Here is a 21,678-nt window from a genome sequence, read left to right on the forward strand (position 1 = left end):
GTATATCAATATTATCGAATTTTATTCAAATCTGACCAAGCCTTTTTGTACCAAGTTCAGGAGACCCAAAACTCACTTCACAAGCCTACTATCTAATCCCTGACTACTCTTTCAAATACTCCATTCCTATCTAAACTTCCATGCAAGAATTCTGCTTACTTTTTGTCCCTGCGACATGGGGATAAATTTAACATCCGATAGATTTAATTTTTTAAGTTCACTTATACACAAGGACAATGTCTCTTTTTTCGATATAAGTGATGTAAACCATTTGACGGAATCAACAAATGATGCGCTTTCCTTAATCATTTGAGTAACAAAACGAAGTTCGCCCCCTTCGCACCAAAGTTCTGAGTCTTTACCACCAAAATTAAGGTCATTGTGTTCGGGTCTTTTCCCCAAATTTTTCCATTTACGTTCTGTGCCAGTCATGGATTCCTGCAGAGATGCATGAAATGGTGGATTACACATCACCGCATCAAATTTTTCTCCGTGATGGATTATCCCTTCAAGAATATTTTCCACCGAGCTTTGCTTCCTTATGCTTATCGCTTTTGTGAGGTGATTTGCTTCTACAATATTCTTTGCCGACCGTAATGCAAGGTGATCGATTTCTGAGCCCACAAAGGTCCAGCCATATTCTTTATGACCAATCAGGGGATATATGCAGTTCGCGCCGGTTCCTACATCAAGAACTCTTACCGGCTTACCCCTTCTGGGTTCCCCTTCTCCATCGTCCAACAGGTCAGCGAGATAATGAATATAATCTGCTCTACCGGGTATTGGAGGACATAAATACCCTTCGGGGATATCCCATAGCCCAATGCCGTAGAAATTACTTAGCAGTGCTTTGTTTAACGTTTTTACCGCATCGCTGTTTTTGAAATCTATTGATGGGCTGCCGTGCGGGTTTAAGATCACAAATTCCTCCAGTTCGGGACATGACCGGACTAAAGTTTGAAAATCATATCGGCCACGATGTTTATTTCGGGAATGGAGCTGCTGCTTTTCGTTGAGGTCGAGTCTGTCCGGCTTGATCATGCAGCTAAAGTAGGAAAATTCGTAGCGAATAGTTATATCAGGCATTTTGCGGGATAATTGCTAAGCTGTCAGTGAAAACCACCAGGGTTCCTTATTCGTATTGTATAGTATGTCAATTCGATTAATCAGCCTTAGTTCAAGGCTTATTTTTTCATTGGGGTTAACTTTATCCGTGGCAGGATTTGCATATGGAATGCAGGATACCATCTCCCAAAACCACCGTATTAATTATCTATTCAACAACATCTACAGGGAAAACGTAATCCCGGGATTTTTCGGGAATGAGTATGGAAACCCTATTAAAACCTCGTTGGTTGCGGATGTCAATCCAAATGTCATTTTGGTGAATACAAGCAAATCACGCTTCTTTGTTCTGTTCTCCCCAAGGGTTAAACTTCGTCTGCTGGAAGCACGAAAGGCGCCGGTGCGTTCACCGAGCTATATGCCGGGATTAAAGATTTACAGCAGGATAAATTCGGACACGGAACGGCCTCAATTTTTAGCGCTAGCCTACTCGCATCATTCAAATGGGCAGGATGGAACGACATTAGATTCATTGGGACAATTTAACAGGGGCATTGGGAAATTCACCACTAACTACTACACACTTGATTATACCTTGGGCAAGAAAATAATTAGTCCGCATAGGGCAGTAAGCCAGTATGGGTCGGTTGGGATCGAACTACACACCGGCCTTTTTAACAGGGGTTATTCCCGCGAACTTAAAGGCAAGTACGGTTTCGTACGAATAAATAGCGGCTGGATTTATAGTTTGCGAAGTGGAAAAATTGATAGTGAAAAATACGGAAACCACCATCGCATGCAGACTATGTTCACTTACATAGCAGATAATTATGAAAATTACTCATTTACGAATCTGCGTAAACGTCTCAATTTTAACTTGCAATACAGTTATCAGCCGGGTTTTACACAAAACGTTGCATTTGCTCTGGGAGCTGGATACCGCGGGCAGGATGATTATAATATATATTTCGAAGATTCTTATTCCTACATAACAATAGGTGTTCTATTTGGCACCGCACTGGACCTGAGAAAGAAAATCGATTAGTCGCCTTTATTCATGCTGGCTTCGGTCATGTTTTAAATAAAAAAGCCTGAATAAAATCAATTAAAAAAGAGCCCTCATTAATGGGGGCTCTTTCGAAACTATCAACTTAAAATTATTTTGTTTATCTATTTGGCACGATGTCGATTATTACGGTTCTATTATAGAAACGTTCCTCCGGCAGACTATTATTGAACGGAGATCGGGAATCATTTTCACCGAAGCCGACCGTTTCAAACTTTACATTGTTTTTTCCTGCAGCTTTTAAAGCGCTCTCCAGAATTTTTTGCGCCTCTGCAGCTCGTCCCTGAGACAGGGTTGTATTGTATTCCTCCTCTCCGATTATATCGGTGTGTCCGTGAATAATTACATTGGAACCGTCAGGTATTTGGGGGCTAACCACATCTTTAAGGAAATTTGCATAGGCCTGGATAGTAGTAGCCTTATCGAAATCGAATAAGATACTGTAACGGAATGCTTTTTCAATGATATCTTCCTGTCGGCTTACCCGCAGCGTACTTTCCTTAGTGATAGGCAAACCACTCTTTGTTTCACCTTTCATCGTAACCTTGTAAGTTCCCTCAGGGCGGCCACCAAGAATTGTATTGGCGGGAATACTTTCTTTATTTGACGTAAACGGCCCATAATGCTGAAGTTTTCCAGTTTCATCAGCCACGTCAACAGACCATGATTTAAGCTCACCCGTTGCACCTCCGACGTTAAATATTGCATGACCGTCCTGGGGATCGAATTGAATTGCTTCGAGTTGAACAGGCCTCATCATTCCGCCACCAACTTCCATCAACAGTTCAGGTGATGTACTTTCAATATCAACCCGTCGATCGCCGCTGCGAAGCAAGTCAAGTTCTCTGGTACCGCCAGGCTGTTCAGATGGATGCAGGGGTTTAATACGACCGTTTGTGGAGATCCGGGATTCGTTAATTGAGAAAACATTAACCAGATATTGTTTTATTCCCTCTGCAAACATCTTTCCCTCCTCAGCGCCCTGCATGGATGCCCCGCTCAAAGAAATAGTAGTACCAGGGTTCGACCGTAAACGATCGCCTGTAATATTCAAAATATTATGGTATACGTTTAACTGGCGGGCAGAACGACCATTCATGCTAACAGCCTCAGTATTTTGCAACTGTGTTTCTTTAAAGTTGATTGCCTGATCTTTGGTCAATAATACATAACGGGACGGTATTGAAGACGAGCCTTCATCGAAAAATACATAGTTACGAAGCGGAAGAGTTTCGCTTACCTGGCGTTTAACCGACCTGGTCAATGGTGCCCTAACGGAGAATGTAATTTCAGGGGCCGGTGTTAAAATAGCTGTGGGTTGTGGTGTTAAATCGGCCACTTTACCCTTACCAAATTTCAAAGCTACGCCCATACGTAGTGTTGATATAGATAAACTTTCAATAGTCCGCGGATCTTGCCCGAAATAAGGGTGGAAAGAAAGAAATGGCGAAAGGGCAACTTTAGATTCTTTTGCTGGCGAAGAAACAATAAAATCATATCCGACACCTATCTGACCAGATATGATTGTCTTTTTCACCGCACTGAGGTCCGAATCTGTATTAGGCTGTTTCAACTGTGTGTAAGAAAACGATTTACCTCTGTTAAAGGCAAATCTTGGCCCTGCAAAAAAGAAGAAATTGGATGTGGCAGATCCCATTCTCAAACTCGGCTCCACACTTAGATAACTGAGTTTTGTTTCGAGTGTTGCCGGGCAATTACATGGAGCAATTACGTCGTTAAATTTTGAGCCACGTCCGTCATACGCGACATTCAGTATCCCACCCCAGATTGGTCCGGGGCGATATTCTAAAAATAACGAGCCGTAGGGTTTCACTCCAAATCCCTTATGAAATGCCGTTGGAACAAAAAGGGAATTATTCAAACGCTGCGTTGTACCATCGTAAAAATTCAGGTTTGCAGCTCCTGAAACACCGAACCACCATGGAGACGGAGTCTGAGCCTGTGCAGTTGCGCAGGCTATGGTTATCATGATGGAACATATGACAACCTTTTGTATGATTTTTATCTTGAGAAACATATGAGATCTTCTATTTAAAAATTAATTTCTTTTTCAGGCAAATCCCCCGAAGGGGATTTACTAATACTTTTATGTGGTTTATTGGGGAACGTTAATAGTGGTGTTAACCATAGTAACTGAAGCTACCAGCGACAGTGCCCTGCCATTCAATACTGTCTGTACAGTATTACCAGCTGTTGAGAAAGTAACACCAGCAGAAGAGATGATTGTTCCTACCATAGTTCCGCCACCGGCACCATTAATAGTTGCGGCCGTACCAACATACCAGTATACATTTCTGGCAAGGGCTCCATTGGTCAGGATTATACTTCTTGCCCCTGTAGGACCAGCAACACCAACCGTTAATGCAGAAGGTACCTGGAATACCCATACCGCATCAGCGTTGCCCTGGGCATCTAGCGTAAGGTTTCCGTTTGTAATTGCATACGTTCCGCTCGCAGATTTGTATGTCCCGGGTGCCAGAGTTCGGCCACCAAGTTCATCGTTACTAAGAAGAATGCCGCCAGGTCTGTTGGCTGGTGATATGCTTACGTAAAATGCGTTCATGGCAAGCAAAGCCTGTGCTGCAATTACTGATGATGCCGCAGATCCCGGCGGAGGAGGCGAAGTATGGATCCTACCGGTCACTAAACCTTTATTAAGAGGTGTTTCTGTATACACATCACCAGTGGTACCGTCATGAAAGCCGGTAATTAAAGTGGAAACCCCTGTCGTTCCAATGCTTCCGTTGTTTATTAGTGTATTTATACCCTGGTTGGTTATACCTGCACTCCCTCCGAAGGCTCCAAAAATTGAGCTAAATAGAGGTGCTGCAACTGGGGAGAAATTAGCAGTGATGACTTTATTAGCGTTCATTGTTACAGTAAGTGGGTTCGTTGAACCTGTTGCATCCCCGCTCCATGAGGTAAAGTTATATCCTGAGTTAGGAGTAGCTGTCAGCACCACAGTAGATCCGCTGCTATAGGTAGCTTGATTTGGATTTTTAGCTACCGATCCATTTGCTGCAATCACTGTAAGGGTGAAAGTATTCACGGGTATAGCAGTAAAATTGGCAGTAATATTTTTGTCCTGATCCATGGTAACGGTAAGTGGATTGGTTGACCCTGACGCACTTCCACTCCATGAGGAGAATACATATCCTGTGCTCGGGGTAGCGGTAAGAACCACAGTACTACCATGGTTGTATCGGGTCTGGTCCGGCGTTTTGGAAACGGTACCATTTACAGCGTTTGTAACAAGGGAATATGTGTTGAGGGTAAAGTTAGCTACCAGAGTACGGTTAGCGCTTAGAACGAAGGTATAGTTTGGACTGGTTGACAAAACTGTTCCGCTCACCTTGTCGGTCCAGTTTGCAAAGGTGTATCCGACATTCTGGGCAGCAGTGACCGTTACGGACGTGCCGGAAGAATAAGCACCTTCCCCATCGGTAGTTCCGCCGGCGGCAGGATTAGATGATAATATTACTGCAAACTGAGATGCCGGAATGGCTCTGAAGTTTGCAACAAATGTTCTATTCGCCGTCAAAAAGAATTGAATACTTGAACTGGTGGAGACTCTCACACCATTTTCAGTCCAATCAACAAACGTAAATCCACTGTTGGCAGTTGCTGTTGCCGTAACAGACGAACCAGTATCATAGGAGCCAGCACCGGTCGTTGTTCCACCGGCAGCGGGGCTGGAAGATAGATTGACTGCAAACTGTCCAATTGGTACCGGTGCGAAATTGGCCACCAGGGAAATATTTCCAGCCATTTTAAACTGATAACTGGCACTTGTTGAAACTGCAGTTCCATTCACCGTCCAGTTCGTAAATGTGAAACCGCTTATTGGTGTTGCTGTAACAGTCACGAGTGAGCCATTAGCAAATGACCCTCCTCCTGAGGTTGTTCCTGCGGCTGATGGATTTGATGCAAGGGTAACTACCGGAATTGTGGTAAATGACCAGACATAATCAGCAACCATAGCCGTACGAAGTGTATCTGTTGCCGCAGTGGTGATCATGCCGGTATACTTAAGGAACGGCGACAAAGGTGCATCAGGCTTAAACGTAAAAACTGCTGTATTAGCAGTGGCTGCTATTTTCCCCGGAATTAAGGTAGCTCCTTGTTTTATAGTGAAGGAAGAATTATTTATTGTTGCTGCGCTCATCGCAGTATTAAAGGTTATTGTAATCAGCTTATCTAATGCCACATCTACCGCCAGATCCATTGGATCTGTTGACACGACGACCGGACACAATCCGATAACCTCTCCTTCAAAATCATCCTTTTTACAAGCTGATAGAAAGACGATAGCGAGCATCGCGATATAACATAGTTTGCTGCCTAATTTAGAATAAGCCCCGCGCGTATGCACTGGAGCGCTATTCTCACTTAACGTAAATAGTTTTTTCATATAATAAATAGTTGGAAGAAAATGTCCGTTCGGAACAGAACATTGGTTGTACAAACGTAGCCTCACCACGTCTTGCGAATGTTATATAACTTTATTTATTAGTTCTATAATTCACACTTTTTCGGGAACCCGCTGTGTGTTGTTTTTGAAAAAAGATGGCGTTACACCGGTGATCTTTTTAAACTGTGTGGAGAGATGGGCAACACTGCTATAGTTTAATTTCCAGGAGATCTCCGTGAGATTCAATTCACTGTTTGCGATAAGGTCCTTCACTGTCTCTATCCTGGTGAGGATGATAAACTGCTCTATACTCATTGACTCCGTCTCGGAGAAAACATTTGCAAGATAGGTGTAATCAAGGCCGAGCGTGGAACTGAGATAGCTGGAGAAATTTAACTTAACCTGGCGATCAGAATGATGAATCATTTCAAACACCGATGATTTAATACGTTCAATCAGACGGTGCTTTTTGTTGTCGACTATTTCTAAGCCCCATTTTAACAAAGCCGCTTTAATTTGCAGCAAATCAGTTTGAGAAATTTCTTCAACAACATCGATCTTACCCAATCCAATCGACTTGCAATGGAAACCCAGACCATCCAATTCAATCTGAACCACCATTATGCAACGGCTGCAGACCATGTTTCTAATAAAGATTTCCATCTACCTCACAGTACAAAAGAAGTGCCCCCGAAAAGAGGCGACTTTTCAAAGAGAGGGTCAAATACTTGTTTAGTGAGATTTAAACTTAAATCGCCCAATAAATAACTTAATAAACAATTTATTTTCTACTGGAGTATATTATTTCGTTAAAGATTATTTAATAGTTATTTTGGGAATAAATTTTAATTACGAGATAGTGTGAAAGTGGCTGTTATAACAGAATTAATGTATTATGTAGACTAATTTCTGGTTGTAAATACCTGGTTTAAATCAAATCGAACGATCGTGCGTACTGACACAACTCATAGTATGAGTTGGTTTCAAGCTTTTTTCGGATATTTTTTCTATGAGTTTCGACGGTGCTCAGGGAGATAAAAAGTTCCGCTGCGGTCTCTCCAGAACTTTTACCAAGGGCTAACTCTTTTAGTACTTCACATTCCCTCGCACTTAGCCGTGAATACTTCTGGAAATTCTGCCTTAGAAAATTATTTTCCTCTAAAACACGCGCAGCTTTGCTGGTCATGTGATGCATTGCATCGATTGGAAATGATATCGTAACCGTATAGAGTGGTTCTCCATGCTCATCTCTCATGAATATTCTGGAGCTGCTCATATGCCAGGTCCATCCGATTTTTCCAGAAATACGCACTTGTTGGAAATAAGTGACTATTTCATCATCATTATTCCTCTCTAAAAGACCCAGGATTTTAGGCACATAATCCTTAGAATCCTCTTCATTGAAGAACCTGGAATAATACTCCTCCGCACTAAGACTTGTTACTTCCTTTAATGAAATTTGGAGGCCTTTTAGGCCATAGTCTGACATCCAAGTCACCGTCCAATCCTTTATCGAATGAACAATAACAGCTCCTGGCAGCAAAGCTGAACCCGCTGCAATTATTCCAATCTGTTCGTCTAAACTCGCCCGCCCGGTATACGTTTTCATAGTAAATGACTAACAAGGTATAGCTTTTATTACAAACTACAAATAAGTAAAACCCGAAAACAAAATTGGCTTTACAGGCTTAATCCTGTATGAACGAACAAGTAGTAGGTATTATAGCAGGAATTCTTACCGCCGCTTCTCTTGTACCTCAATTTGTTAAGTCAATCCAGGAGAAAAAGGTGGATGTTAGCCCGGTAATGTTCCTGCTGCTCATCGGAGGAAATGGCTTATGGATTTGGTATGGCATAATACTCGATTCAATGCCAATAATCATTACAAATTCATTCGGCTTCATTATGGACGTAATTATGTTATTTCTAAGAATAAAATACGGGAAGAAATAATGGACGATTTACTACCAAGGCTGTTGGTTGGTATGAATTTATCAGACCTCTATTTTCCCTGAGGAGCTATATTGGTGTGATTATTTTTCACAGACAACATCTTAGAACGGGAAAACGAAGCCTTACAACAAGATGCACCCTTCACCATTTTTCTTGTCTTTCCATGACCCGTGGCCACGGTAGTTCCGCCGAACTTATCTGGATTTCTTGAACCAGTATGAGTATTGTACGCGTATACTGAAAACAAAGCAACAAACACGAGTGTGAGGCCCGCGTATTTTAAATAATTATTTCCTTGAGAAACCATTAGTACGAAGATAAGATTTTTGGAAGTCGTTCGGCTATTGGTTGCGAGAAAAATCGTTATCGCCTGATCCAACCTTGTGTACCGCCGGCACTAACAAAGTCAAATTCGCCGAAAGTGCCCAGCACCTTGACATTATCACCGGGTCGAAGACTTAACTTTACGGCAGCCGAACTATCAGGCTTATCAAACAAATCTACCTGAGCAGCATTCAACATTAACGTCCTAAGGCTACCAGAAATAACTCCGACCTTGTTTGAAGCAACGAAGCCACTTGTTCCATCAGGTAACTCTATCCGATAATTACTGCCGGAAGCAGAGACGACCCTCAGAATAGTTCCACTTTTTAATGTTGCGGATGACTGTCCACCTCTTAAAGCAGTGTTGCCGGCAATTCTTGATAGAGAATTTAAATTATCTAATTGAGATGTGATTTGTGGCGCATCATCAATTACCGGATTGATAAATGGTAATGGATCCACCGCTCCACCTCCAGTGTAGATACCAAAATGAAGGTGCGGTGGTGTGGTTTTGGCATTTCCTGTATTTCCCATTTTTCCGATTGTGTCGCCAATTCGGACCGATTGACCATCACTAACGGACTGCTCGTCAAGATGAGCGTAGTATAGTGTAAAATCCTTTCCTGTAGGTCGCAGCCAAACTACTTTACCCCCTAAGTTATTTTCGTTTACTCTGGTTGTGCCTTCAGCAACTGCTATTACAGGTGTCCGAAAGGATGCAAAAATATCGACGCCTTCATGTTTACGGGAATCGTCATCCCTGCCATCTCCCCAAAAGCTCCTTATTTGATTTCTTTCATATGATTTTAAGGGATATGCTAACGAAGGGCCAGCAGTGATCTCCAAAGTATATTCGCCACCGGCTAAAAGTTCAGGTTGGATCCGCAAAATATAAGTGCCCGTTCGTTCTATTTCAGATTGAAATACATTGCCGAGGGTGTCAGTTGAACCCAGAAGCTTTCGATCGACACCATCACCTTTTTCCCAGATATCAGTGAAGATCATAAATCCTGTAACTGGCTTTCTGGTTAGTTTGACATGTAATTTTTGTCCTCGCTGCATGTTAAATGCAAACGCTGCAGCCTGCACTTTCTCCGATGGAAAATAACCCTTTTCCAGGTATGGGACTTTTATATTGAGCGGGCTATCAAGCACCCGCTCGGACAATTCCATCCAGGTCTTACCCATAGTGGTTTTATCAATGCCCGAATTACTCAAACTCCTTTTGTAGCGCTCATGCGGAGAAGCTGAATTTAAAACATTAAAAGGGCCGCTTTTGCAAGAAAAGAGGAAAATAGCTGTGAATACGACAAGAATCAGGATTGGCTTTTTAATATTATGGTAAATCATTTCTGGGATTTTTGGAATATATATTAATGATACAGGAGGATGTTTGAAGCGAAGTCTACCGTTAATTAGATTTCATATTCTATACCAAACTGCCCAATATTCCCCAAAGTGCTAAGAATCAATAGGTGTGTATGTTATTTAAAGCAAGTCTAGGCACATAATATTTTTTACCATACACTTTTCATTAAAATATCAATGATTCGTAAAGGGGTCTGAAATTTGTTATGTCTTTTTAACTAATAATTCCAGGTTGAATACAGTTGCATTTATAGTCCCGATTGCTCCGGAAAATCAAAATCGATCTTCAAGCGGTTCCGCTGCTACCGAAACTGACTTAATTTATGGCCTTTCCTGCGGTGATCGCAAATCACATGAAGCACTTTATTCCATGTATTGCGGTGCCTTATTCGGCATTATTAAACGGATTGTGAAGGAGGAAGAAATTGCAGAAGATGTTCTACAGGAAACTTTTATAAGAATCTGGCAATCGTTTAAAATGTATGATCCTACCAGAGGACGACTATTCACCTGGATGTCAAACCTCGCGCGTAACCTGGCACTTGATAAACTCAAGAGTAAATCTTACCGTAATAATAATCTGAATGATAAAATATGCGACCTCCAGGTCACTGTGGATAACCAATTCAATGTAAAACACAACCCTGAAACTATAGGGGTACGGGAAATTGTAACTAAGCTAAAACCTGAATATAAATGCATAATAGACCTAGTCTATTACAAAGGTTATACCCATGTCGAAGCTGCCGAGGAACTAAATATTCCTATTGGTACCCTAAAAACCAGGATGAGAATGGCGGTTGATGAATTACGGAGGGTGTTTAGATAAAAGTTTATTAACCCCCCCTCATAACCCCTATACCTTTTCCTTCAAAACCTGGGAATAGCACTTTGTTATTGTTTATTAAGAGGTGCCTGTTTGCAACTTCACTGAATACACTCCGGAAATCAGTGGTAACAGCCAAATCTCGACCATCTTCAAGGTTTTCTATAGCAAGGGCTTGAACGTTTCCATGAACAATTCCTCCATTCACGCCATTTCCCAAAATAAAATTACATGAAGCCCTGCCATGATCCGTTCCGCCAGTACCGTTCTGTTTTACCGTCCTGCCAAACTCAGTCATGGTCATCACCGTCAGGTCATCGTGATAAGCAGTCATATCAGTCCAAAATGCGCTGATTGATTTGCTGAGATCTGTAACATTGCGAGCAAATACTCCTGTATCCTTGCCTTGGTTGAAATGAGTATCCCAGCCTCCTGATTCAGCAAAAGCCACTTCGAGCCCCACATCCATTTTGATTAATTGTGCAATTTGCTTCAATGAATTCCCAAGTGCTGTATTAGGATAGACCGCGTCGGAGGAGGGTTTATAGTTTTTTGTATCCACACTTTTCAACATTTTCATGGCATCAAAGCTTTCTTTTCCGGTTTCTTTTAGCAAACCCGACGACGTTTGATCATAAAGGTCTTCGAAGCTCTTTGACACCTGGCTGGAACCTTTTGGGTTTCCCTTCATTTGGATGGCAAAATCTTGCAAGTTATTTATTGCTACAGATGGCATATCTCCGTAGAATGATCTGGGCATGGATGAGGTTAGGCTTACCGCCTGAAATGGCGTTGCTTCATGTCCAAGGAGGCCCACAGCACGGTTTAACCAACCGCTTGAGGTTCCTTTGCTGAAGGGGGTACCAGACTCCATGTAATCCTGTGCATCAAAATGAGAACGGGTATTGTTAGGCGACCCAATACCATGGACGATTGCCAGTCTTTTTTCCCGAAACAAGCTTTCAAAAGATGACATTGAAGGATGAAGCCCGAAACGGCCATCGAGGTCGATCAAAGGATTCGTGTCAGCTGTTCTGGCGGCAGACATCATCAAGCCTGGCCTGGCTGCCTGAAGATATTTATCTCCAAAAGGAGCCACAGCCATTAGCCCATCCATGGCTCCACGTTGAAATATAGAAACTAGAATTTTTTTACGCTTAAACAGACCCGGAGCCTGAACCAGATTAGCTGCCTCTGCAAGGAACGTGGGAATACCACCCATACTGATCCCAAAAAGTGCCAAGCCACCTGATTTCAAAAATGCTTTTCTTGATATCATGATCAATAATTTTATTACTTACGTTGAAATTCCGGGGAACCTAATATAATCCCCACCACCTGCGCTAACATTGTATTCGAACCCGACATTGCTAGCACCTTACCGTCGTTACGTTTCACAGACCCCTGTGCTGATTGCTTCTCTTTTGTCCCATCCATCATGACAACTCCCGGATCAACCATCGTCGCGCTAGTCTCAGGAACAGCATTTTTTGAAGCCGCAACTTCAATCTTCTTTTGAAGTTCAGGATCATTTAGCATCGGCCGGAGGCGATCTACTGTCTGGCTTAAATCCCGTTCAGGCATTATCAAACGTCCGTAAGTGACTAACGCTGCTTCAGAACTTTCCGGTTCCCGATTCTTATTCATAGCAGCAAGATTAACCCGGATGCCAGGTATGCGTTGCGAGGCAAGTGCAAGCCCAAAATTCATTCTGTTCAATAATGATCCCGTATTAATCCAATATTGGCCCTTATCTGGAAAACCTGTTGGAGCCTGGTATGAATAGATTTTTTGACCCATCTTATTTATCCAGGTGAAGAGCTGATAGGGCTGGTAAATGTCTGCATCAAGACTTCTGACTGCACTTATAGCAAGTTCAAACGGCGATTTTGTCTTCTCACGCAGGGCTTCCTTATTCCAAAACTCAGGTGACGAAACCATTGTTAGCAACACTTCAGCAATATTTCCTTTCGACTTAATGAATACAGCACTCATGTTGTCGACTAATTTCTGGGATGGATTATCATTCACAAATCGAATGGCAATCTTTCGTGAAATAAATTTGGCCGATGATGTATGATTGGCCAGCATTTTTAAAAGCTCAACTCCTTCTTCATAACCTCCGTTAGCCGGAAACTTTCTTCCCAGGACTGTTTTTTCTCCAGTATCGTGCCTGTTTGCTGCGAAAAGAAAATCACCTTCATGCACAAAGCCTCGTTTTTCCAAATTTTGTTCTCCGATACGTTCAATCAGGTTTTTTGCAGCAGACGCGTATCCGTTTTCCATAGGATAAACTGTCCATCCGGTTAAGATCCGTGCTGCTTGGGTAACGTCCGACTGGCTATAACCTCCATCGACCCCCAGGGTGTGAAGCTCCATTACCTCGCGGGCATAATTTTCATTAAGACCCTGAGTTTTTTTGTTCTGCTGAAGCTTTGCGACAGCCTTGGCTCTCATCGCTGTGTCTGCAATATTCATTGAAGCGCGTGCAGCCATTCGCTTTTGCACCTGGGGATTAACTTGCTGAGAAAGGCTCTCAGGTGTACCGGAACTTGTAACATTATCCAGGTAAGTTAACATCGCAGGAGATTTCGCAGTGGCGAGCACCAGGTTTTCGAAACTTCCAAAAACGTTAGGCCTGATCACATCCCGTTCGTAGGCAGGGATAAACTCTGCGGACTGGCCTTTGGTTAATGAAACATTGAAGTGATTGAACCAGAAATCAGTGAGCAGCTCCCGCGTCTGATTATTCGAATAGGCGGCTCTTAAAATCTTCTGATTAATTAATTGTCGCTGAAGTTCAGCCTGAGGCCTGAATCCTTTCTGCAACATATATCCCTTAAGCTGTTCCCGATAGTCCTTTTTGCCCGTCTGAACAATCGAATCCTGGCTAATGATGCCATCTTTAATGGCCAGTCTCAGAATCTGGCCGGGGTTGGGATAAAGTTTAGATACTTCATTATTAGTAAGGTTGATCGCATTGTAGCCTTTGAGCATTAGATTCAGTGAATCGTCTGCCAGATCGCCCATTAATTGTTGTGAAAACCACTTCTCCAAGCCAATCTTTAATGCAGCATCTATATCGCCCGGCCGCGCCCCATAAGTAAACCGACTCAGCAAATGAGCTGCAGCCTGCCGATCACTCAGCCCTGCACTCTTATATGGGAAAGGCTTACCTGAAGGTGAGTCGCTAATAAAGGAAGCTGAAATTGTCACCGTGAAGAAAAGACTCAAAGGCAGAAAAAAATACTTTAATGTGGTTTTCATATTGGGACCATGATGTATATCGTTGTGACTATTAAATACATTGAAGGATTAAAAGAAAAACGAAATTTTGTAACAAAAATGTATAAATGGTTTTGAATCTAGGAAAAGGAAAAATGCAAAGCACATTCAATAATAAAACACAAACACTAAAATTGATTGCCGGGATTAAATTTTATAAATAGCTTTGATAACCTACTACGAATAAGTTTCCTCCTAGCGACTATGAAAAATATTTTAATATTTATCCTCTTCCTTTTACCATTTTCCAATATTAATGCACAATCAAAACATGTTGTTCTGGTAAGCATTGATGGATTCCGTCCGGAGTTTTATTTGAACGAGGGCTGGAGCACACCGAATTTAAAAATGCTTATGAATAAGGGTGTTTATTCAAAAGGTGTAAACAGCGTTTTTCCGTCGGTTACATACCCCTCTCACACAACATTAGTGACCGGCGCTTACCCAAAAAACCACGGGATATTATATAATGCACAGCGAGACTCGCCGTCCGGTCATTGGTATTTCGAGGAGGAGCTGATAACAACCGAAACACTTTGGGATGCGGCAAAAAAGGCAGGGTTAAAAACCGGTGCCGTGATGTGGCCAGTAACGGTCGGGGCTCCGATAGACTATAATTTTCCTGTTCGGCGTGCAGACAATGATGAAACTTTAGATCAGCTTAGTGTGACAACGCCCGTCGTAACACCCCTTACATTAATCAGCGATTTAAAAAAAGCTGGTATAATTTCCGGAGATAAAATACAGTTTTTAGACAAAATTGATGAGACTACTGGTAATATGTCTTCATATATTCTTAAAAAGTATAAACCCAATTTATTGGCAATCCATTTTCTTGGTGCAGACCATGCTCAACATGCTTCCGGGAGAGATTCAAAAGAAGCACATCATGAAGTTGAGCTTATCGATCTGGAAATAGGAAAATTATTGAAGACACTCTCAGAAATTGGAATCGCTGATTCAACAACTTTGATTATTACAGGTGACCACGGATTTGTTGATAACAGCAAATCGCTTTCTCCGAATGTTTGGCTCTCTAAAATGGGTGTGTTAACTGACAACAAAAACTGGCAGGCTAAATTTGCCGCCACAGGAGGTTCCGCTTTTTTATACCTGAAAGACAAAAGCCTAGGAAATAAAATTCTTATCATGCTGGAAAATCTGCCTGCGGAAGAAAGAAAGTTGTTTCGAATCATAAATCGCGAACAGATGGACAAAGTCGGTGCCGACCCGGAAGCTTTTTTGGCCTTGACCATGAATGAAGGTATTGTTAGTAATGGAGCTTATAAGGGTATGGCGGTTAATGAAAAGAAACCTGGGGGTGCCCATGGACATTTTCCCGATTTCTCTCAGATTCAAACGGGTTTTATAGCTTCCGGAGCAGGAATTGGCCCACATGATGAGATAAAAAATATGGGAATAAAGGACGTCGCTCCTATTATCTCCCGCCTCTTATCTTTAAATTTCGTTTCAATAGATGGTGTACTTCCTCCGCATATCTTAAAACCTTAAAACCTTCAATGTGAACAAAAAGCTTTCTTTATTTCTTTTCTGCTGTTTCTCTACCTCATTTACTTTTGCTCAATACTCCCAGAAACCCGTTAGCATTTCGACCCAATGGGCCAAAGATGTGAATGATAAAAATGCCTGGCAAGAATACCCCAGGCCTCAGTTAGTGAGAGACAGGTGGCTGAACTTAAATGGCCTTTGGGACTATAAAATCACTGCAAAAGGAAATACGGTACCTTCTTCTTTTGATGGGAAAATTTTAGTCCCTTATAGTGTAGAATCAAGTCTTTCCGGAGTGCAAAAACCCTTGTTACCTGACCAAGAACTTTGGTACGAAAAGTTGGTGAACATCCCCGCGGATTGGAAAGGTCAGGATGTTATACTTCACTTTGGAGCGGTTGACTGGCAAAGCACAATATATATTAACGACAAAGAAATTGGCCAGCATACCGGAGGATCCGATCCCTTTTCATTCAACATAACTTCTCACCTAAAACCAGGAGTTCAAAAAATCCTCGTAAAGGTCACCGATCCCACTGATAGCTACATCCAAGCCCGTGGCAAACAGGTCCTGAACCCCCAAGGCTTTTGGTATACAGCGGTATCGGGCATCTGGCAAACAGTATGGCTTGAGCCAGTCCATGCGACCAGCATTTCATATTTAAATCCTGTAGCAGATATTGACAATGGTAAGATTGCTTTCCAGATCGGCCTCACTAAACCACAAGGCAATGAAATAGTCGAGATGACCGTGAGCCATAAGAATAAAGAGGTAAAGAAGATCAGAGTCCCTTTCAATAAAATCATTGAAATGGACATGCAAAACGCTGCCCTCTGGTCGCCAGACAATCCAAATCTTTATAAGATTAAGGTTAATCTTAGCAGGGGCGGGAGAGTTTTGGATAATTTTTCTTCTTATTTCACCATGCGAAAGATCTCTATGGGCACTGATGACCGCGGTTATACCCGTATCATGTTAAATAACAAGCCTGTGTTCCAATGGGGTACATTGGATCAGGGATGGTGGCCAGAGAGCCTGCTCACCCCCCCTTCTGACGCGGCAATGAAATACGACATGGAAGTACTTAAAAAAATGGGCTTCAACATGATTCGTAAGCATATTAAGGTTGAGCCGGCCCGTTACTACTACCACGCCGACACGCTCGGAATGCTGCTTTGGCAGGATATGCCAAGTGGCTTTACGAAGCTCAACGATCCTGTTAATCACATTAGGGCCGATGATCCGAATGACTGGGTCAGACCAAAAAAATCAGCCGAAGAATTCGAAGCAGAATGGAAGTCGATAATGGATAATCTTCGTTTTTTTGGCTCTATCGTGGTTTGGGTGCCATTCAATGAGGGATGGGGACAATATGATACTAAAAGAATCACAGCATGGACTCAAAGTCACGATCCGTCCAGACTGGTAGATGCTACAAGCGGCTGGACTGACCGCAAGGTTGGCCATATGTATGATGCGCACCAGTATCCGGGACCTGCCATGGAACCAGCAGAAGAGCATCCTGGCCGTGCGATTGTGCTGGGAGAGTTTGGTGGATTAGGATGGCCCGTGAAAGGTCATTTATGGAATGAGGCGAAAAGGAATTGGGGTTACCGCACATTCTTAACGGAGGCTGAGTATAAAATGCAGCTTAACCAGATCATTCGAAATCTTTATCCCATGTTATCTAAAGGACTTTCGGCCGCAATTTACACTCAGACATCCGATGTTGAGGGCGAAGTAAACGGATTGATGACTTACGATCGCAGGTATAATAAAATTTCGATTGATGCGATGAAGGAAATGAGCGAGCCGCTTTATCATCAGTATCCTAAAGCTAGAATCCTAATTGCAGACTCTGAAATTAAACTATCAAAAATGTTTACCAGCAATGTAGATGAGGACAAAAACTGGAAAACGCTAAATTCGCCGGATGGCCGATTCAAAGAAGTCTCAGCACCGGTAAAGTTAAGTAAAGGACAGAACATCAGAGCATTAAGCAATTTTACAATTGAACAAGTTCCTCAGAAACTTGCAATGAAACTATACGGACAGGGTGATCTAACTGTATTTCTGAACGGGCAGGAAATTTACAATAAGAAAATTCTAACCCGGCGACACTATGATGAATTTAATATCAGCCAGTACCATCATCTAATAAAACCAGGCGATAATGTATTGGCATTCGAACTAAAAAAAGTCGAGGCAGATTCGGATTTTGACTTTGGCTTATATAGATTTGACTAAGCCTCTATTTGTGTCTGATGAAAATTCAAAAAAACATACTTCTTTCGTACATCATTACCGCTTGCATCTTCTTGATGTCTCCGACGGACAGGTATGTCGCTAAGCACATCCCTGTTGTACAAAAAAGGTTAAATGTTATTTACATACTTGCTGACGACCTCGGATACTCCGAATTAGGTTCCTATGGCAACACGTTTAATGAAACGCCAAATCTAGATATTCTTGCGAAAGAGGGCGTAAAATTTAATCGATTTTATGCAGCAGCCCCAGTGTGTTCCCCCTACCGTGCAGCACTGATGACTGGCAAATATCCGGCCCGACTCGGGATCAATGATTACCTGAGGCCCAATGCCCCCGACCATCTTGGACTTTCTGAAACCACTATGCCCGAAATGTTCCAGCAAAATGGATATCGCACAGGCATAGTAGGGAAATGGCATTTGTCCGGATATGTAAAAGCCGGTGCTTCGGAAGAAACATTACCGGAAAAACATGGATTTGACGAAGTGTTAGTCAGCGAGAACGAAGGAATTGCCGAAGGCTGGTACTTCCACCCCTATTTATTCAATAAGGATATTCAAAAGAAACTAGCCGGAGATCGTGAATACATAACTGACAGGCAAAATGCTGAGGCTGTTGAGTTTATCGAAAGGAATAAAAACAAACCCTTCTTTCTGTATTTGAGCCATTATGCCGTGCATACAACAGTACATGGTAAACCGGCTTTGGTCGATCATTTCAGGCAGAAAAAAGGTGCAGGCACTAGTCTACCCACAAAAAATAACCCAGAAAACGATCTGTTTAAACGCTGGCCGGCCGATTCAAGGGCAAAGTTGAATAATCCGCACCTGGCGGCGCAGCTCTTTGTGGTCGACGAGGGAATTGGAATGATAAGGACCAAATTAAAAGAACTTGGGTTGGATAAAAATACAGTAATCGTGTTCACAAGTGATAATGGAGGCGAAACAACGATTACCACGAATGCACCCCTCAAAGGAGGGAAAAGTATGCTTTACGAGGGCGGAGTTACTGAGCCATGCATCATTTGGGCCCCTCAGCTTTTCAAGCCGGCGACCGTAAACCAACCTGCAGTCAACCTCGACTTCTATCCGACATTCATGGATTTGATTAAAGCAAAACCGAATTCTCAACGACTGGATGGTGTATCGCTTACAAGCGCTCTCAAAGGCAATAAGCCTAATCCATCGAGAAGCTTCTTCTGGCACTATCCCCTTAATTCTCCACATTTTTTGGGCGGGCGATCCGCTGGAAGCATCGTAAGCGGTGACTGGAAACTGATTGAGTTTTTCGATAATAAAAGTGTAGAATTATATAATCTAAAACAGGATATTTCAGAGACCAATAACCTGGCTAGTAAAAACCCCGAAAAAGTAAAGGAGTTGCTCGTCGGACTCCAAAAATGGCGCAAAGATGTTAACGCACAATAAATCAATTCGATCTGGAAGACCGTTATTAATTTCCCTTCTCCTGGGTGTACTCACTTTTTCCGTTGACTTTGTTTATGCGCAGTCAAATTCGGTTCAGGACTCTACCTCATATTTTACAAACCCCGTGGGAAAAGGTGCCGACCCATGGATCATAAAAGATAACAATTCATATTACAGTATATTCAGCGTCAATAACCCGAAAGACGGAAATTTCATCGCCGTTTCAAAGTCGGCGGCTTTAACTAAGATCGGTTCCAGAAAAAAGGTATGGACACCCCCTGCAAACGCATGGAACAGCAAATGCCTTTGGGCACCCGAACTTCACCGCCTGGGTGATAAGTGGTACATTTATTATACCGCAGGTAAATCTGGCCCGCCATATATTTATCAACGTTCGGGAGTTTTGGAATCGGTAAGCAGTGATCCCCAGGGAGATTATACGGACAAGGGTATGCTAATAACAGGCGATGACCCACAGGATGATAGCAAAACCATTTGGGCAATTGACCTAACAGTTACCGAAATTAATAACGAGCTCTATGCTGTATGGTCAGGTTGGGAGAAAAATAGTGATACTGACAAAACATCTCAGCATCTCTATATTGCAAAGATGAGTAATCCCTGGACCATAAGTTCTGAACGAGTAAAAATTTCAAGTCCTGTTGAGCCGTGGGAAATTGGAGGCCCACTCAATCTGAATGAGGGTCCGCAATTTTTAAAGAACAATAAGGATGTGTTCATTATCTATTCTGCCCGCGAATCCTGGACTCCAGAATATCGTCTGGGCCAGTTAAAACTAAAACAAGGTTCAAACCCTCTCCTTCTCTCAAGCTGGACCAAAAGCGGTCCTGTTTTTCAGGGAACTGACAAAGTTTTAGGTACCGGCCACGCAAGCTTTACCACCTCTCCGGACGATAAAGAACATTGGATCTTTTACCATTCAAAAGTTGGGAAAGAACCCGGTTGGAACAGAGATCTCCGTTTACAACAATTTTTCTGGGATAAGCAGGGTAATCCTCAATTTGGCAAACCGATCCCTGCAGGGGAAAAAATAAAAAAACCATCAGGTGAGAAATAAATCAAACACTATATGAAGATCAAAAACGTATTATCTGCCATATTATTAATGGCCTTGTCCTTGAATCTCAGCGCACAAACTAATGGTCGCTGGAGTGCAGAAAAAGCAAAAAAATGGTATGCGGAGCATGCATGGATTAATGGCGCAAACTTTATTCCCAGTAATGCAATAAATCAGTTAGAAATGTGGCAGGCAGACACATTTGATCCCCAAACTATTGACAGGGAATTGGGATGGGCTGAAAGCTTAGGGTTCAACACCATGCGAGTGTACCTTCACAGCCTTGCTTACAAACAAGATCCCGCGGGTTTTAAAGATAGAATGGGAAAGTATCTTGCAGTTGCCGATAAACACCGCATCAAAACGATCTTTGTGTTCTTTGACGACTGCTGGAATAAGGTCGGCGTAATTGGCAAGCAGCCGGCTCCGCAACCTGGAATTCATAATTCAGGCTGGGTACAGGATCCGGGAGATCCGGCACACAAGGAAAGCGAAAACTTTCCGGCTCTTGAAAAATATGTGAAAGATGTGATGGGGCATTTTTCAAAGGATAAACGCATACTTTTATGGGATCTCTACAACGAACCCGGGAATTCCGGAAAGCTGGACACTTCCCTGCCACTGCTGAAAAAAGTTTTTGAATGGGCCCGCTCAGCAAATACTGACCAGCCTATTTCTGCAGGTCTTTGGAGATGGGATTTTGAAAAGCTTAATGCTTTTCAAATTGCGAACTCTGATATAATTACCTATCATGATTACGAAGCTCCTGAATGGCATAAACGCGTGCTGATGTTGCTAAAAACTCACGACCGACCAATGATTTGCACCGAATATATGGCAAGAACAAAGAACAGTACTTTCGCCAACACCCTGCCCATGCTCAAAGCACAGAACATAGGTGCAATCAACTGGGGACTCGTTGCAGGAAAAACCAATACTATTTATGCCTGGGATACGCCTATAAAAGACGGAAGTCAGCCAACTGATTGGTTTCACGACATATTCTGGCCGGACGGCCGGATTTACCGGACTGCGGAGACTGATCTGATTAAGAAGTTAAATAACAAATAGACTAA

At 42.5% G+C, this 21,678-nt stretch carries 17 protein-coding genes; 8 read left to right on the plus strand and 9 right to left on the minus strand.

The annotated features are described in order from the left end of the window. Nucleotides 1–126: 126 nt before the first annotated feature. Nucleotides 127–1,086, minus strand: a complete 960-nt coding sequence (gene rlmF, locus B5X60_RS04925) for a 23S rRNA (adenine(1618)-N(6))-methyltransferase RlmF (RefSeq protein WP_245803461.1) — start codon at nucleotides 1,084–1,086, stop codon at nucleotides 127–129. A gap of 64 nt (nucleotides 1,087–1,150) precedes the next feature. Between rlmF and B5X60_RS04930 the strand changes: the two genes are divergently transcribed. Continuing rightward, nucleotides 1,151–2,110 (plus strand): hypothetical protein, encoded by a 960-nt coding sequence (locus tag B5X60_RS04930; RefSeq protein WP_079701503.1) that lies wholly within the window; start codon nucleotides 1,151–1,153, stop codon nucleotides 2,108–2,110. 121 nt (nucleotides 2,111–2,231) lie between these two features. On the opposite strand, the gene B5X60_RS04935 is transcribed toward B5X60_RS04930, so the two are convergent. From B5X60_RS04935 to B5X60_RS04950, 4 genes are all read right to left on the minus strand, one after another. Then, complete coding sequence (locus B5X60_RS04935) at nucleotides 2,232–4,169, minus strand: OmpA family protein (protein ID WP_079701504.1); 1,938 nt, start codon at nucleotides 4,167–4,169, stop codon at nucleotides 2,232–2,234. A gap of 78 nt (nucleotides 4,170–4,247) precedes the next feature. Further along, entirely contained in the window at nucleotides 4,248–6,563 is a 2,316-nt protein-coding gene (locus B5X60_RS04940; RefSeq protein WP_079701505.1) for an InlB B-repeat-containing protein, read from the minus strand. 111 nt (nucleotides 6,564–6,674) lie between these two features. Continuing rightward, nucleotides 6,675–7,226, minus strand: a complete 552-nt coding sequence (locus B5X60_RS04945; protein WP_079701506.1) for a helix-turn-helix domain-containing protein — start codon at nucleotides 7,224–7,226, stop codon at nucleotides 6,675–6,677. A 265-nt stretch (nucleotides 7,227–7,491) separates the two neighbouring features. After that, the gene (locus B5X60_RS04950; RefSeq protein ID WP_079701507.1) at nucleotides 7,492–8,172 is read right to left on the minus strand and encodes a helix-turn-helix transcriptional regulator; all 681 of its coding nucleotides are present in this window, start codon (nucleotides 8,170–8,172) and stop codon (nucleotides 7,492–7,494) included. Nucleotides 8,173–8,261: 89 nt separating this feature from the next. Here B5X60_RS04950 and B5X60_RS04955 point away from each other — a divergent pair, with 89 nt between their 5' ends. Beyond that, nucleotides 8,262–8,516: a SemiSWEET family transporter gene (locus B5X60_RS04955; protein WP_079701508.1), complete on the plus strand. Its 255-nt coding sequence runs from the start codon at nucleotides 8,262–8,264 to the stop codon at nucleotides 8,514–8,516. 49 nt (nucleotides 8,517–8,565) lie between these two features. Here B5X60_RS04955 and B5X60_RS04960 read toward each other — a convergent pair whose 3' ends face one another. Together B5X60_RS04960 and B5X60_RS04965 are read right to left on the minus strand one after the other, a co-directional pair. Beyond that, entirely contained in the window at nucleotides 8,566–8,823 is a 258-nt protein-coding gene (locus tag B5X60_RS04960; protein WP_139377361.1) for a hypothetical protein, read from the minus strand. Nucleotides 8,824–8,879: 56 nt separating this feature from the next. Further along, nucleotides 8,880–10,190: a M23 family metallopeptidase gene (locus tag B5X60_RS04965; RefSeq protein WP_079701510.1), complete on the minus strand. Its 1,311-nt coding sequence runs from the start codon at nucleotides 10,188–10,190 to the stop codon at nucleotides 8,880–8,882. Nucleotides 10,191–10,440: 250 nt separating this feature from the next. Between B5X60_RS04965 and B5X60_RS04970 the strand changes: the two genes are divergently transcribed. After that, a complete protein-coding gene (locus B5X60_RS04970) occupies nucleotides 10,441–11,037 on the plus strand; it encodes an RNA polymerase sigma factor (RefSeq protein WP_245803462.1) in 597 nt (198 codons plus the stop codon). A gap of 7 nt (nucleotides 11,038–11,044) precedes the next feature. On the opposite strand, the gene B5X60_RS04975 is transcribed toward B5X60_RS04970, so the two are convergent. Beyond that, nucleotides 11,045–12,313 carry a DUF1501 domain-containing protein gene (locus tag B5X60_RS04975; protein ID WP_079701511.1) on the minus strand — a complete coding sequence of 423 codons (1,269 nt, stop codon included), beginning with the start codon at nucleotides 12,311–12,313 and terminating at the stop codon, nucleotides 11,045–11,047. 14 nt (nucleotides 12,314–12,327) lie between these two features. Then, nucleotides 12,328–14,301 (minus strand): DUF1800 domain-containing protein, encoded by a 1,974-nt coding sequence (locus tag B5X60_RS04980; RefSeq protein ID WP_079701512.1) that lies wholly within the window; start codon nucleotides 14,299–14,301, stop codon nucleotides 12,328–12,330. A 222-nt stretch (nucleotides 14,302–14,523) separates the two neighbouring features. Here B5X60_RS04980 and B5X60_RS04985 point away from each other — a divergent pair, with 222 nt between their 5' ends. From B5X60_RS04985 to B5X60_RS05005, 5 genes are read left to right on the plus strand one after another with little or no spacing between them, the layout of a single operon-like run. After that, entirely contained in the window at nucleotides 14,524–15,831 is a 1,308-nt protein-coding gene (locus B5X60_RS04985; protein WP_079701513.1) for an alkaline phosphatase family protein, read from the plus strand. A gap of 10 nt (nucleotides 15,832–15,841) precedes the next feature. After that, nucleotides 15,842–18,076, plus strand: a complete 2,235-nt coding sequence (locus tag B5X60_RS04990; protein ID WP_079701514.1) for a glycoside hydrolase family 2 protein — start codon at nucleotides 15,842–15,844, stop codon at nucleotides 18,074–18,076. A 17-nt stretch (nucleotides 18,077–18,093) separates the two neighbouring features. Further along, nucleotides 18,094–19,524, plus strand: a complete 1,431-nt coding sequence (locus B5X60_RS04995; RefSeq protein ID WP_079701515.1) for a sulfatase — start codon at nucleotides 18,094–18,096, stop codon at nucleotides 19,522–19,524. Then, nucleotides 19,508–20,602, plus strand: a complete 1,095-nt coding sequence (locus B5X60_RS05000; RefSeq protein ID WP_079701516.1) for a glycoside hydrolase family 43 protein — start codon at nucleotides 19,508–19,510, stop codon at nucleotides 20,600–20,602. The genes B5X60_RS04995 and B5X60_RS05000 overlap by 17 nt, the downstream gene beginning before the upstream one ends. Nucleotides 20,603–20,614: 12 nt before the next feature. Further along, nucleotides 20,615–21,673 carry a glycoside hydrolase family 2 TIM barrel-domain containing protein gene (locus B5X60_RS05005; protein WP_139377362.1) on the plus strand — a complete coding sequence of 353 codons (1,059 nt, stop codon included), beginning with the start codon at nucleotides 20,615–20,617 and terminating at the stop codon, nucleotides 21,671–21,673. Nucleotides 21,674–21,678 lie beyond the last annotated feature (5 nt).

The sequence above is a fragment of the Daejeonella lutea genome (genome assembly GCF_900168015.1).
GTDB lineage: Bacteria > Bacteroidota > Bacteroidia > Sphingobacteriales > Sphingobacteriaceae > Daejeonella > Daejeonella lutea.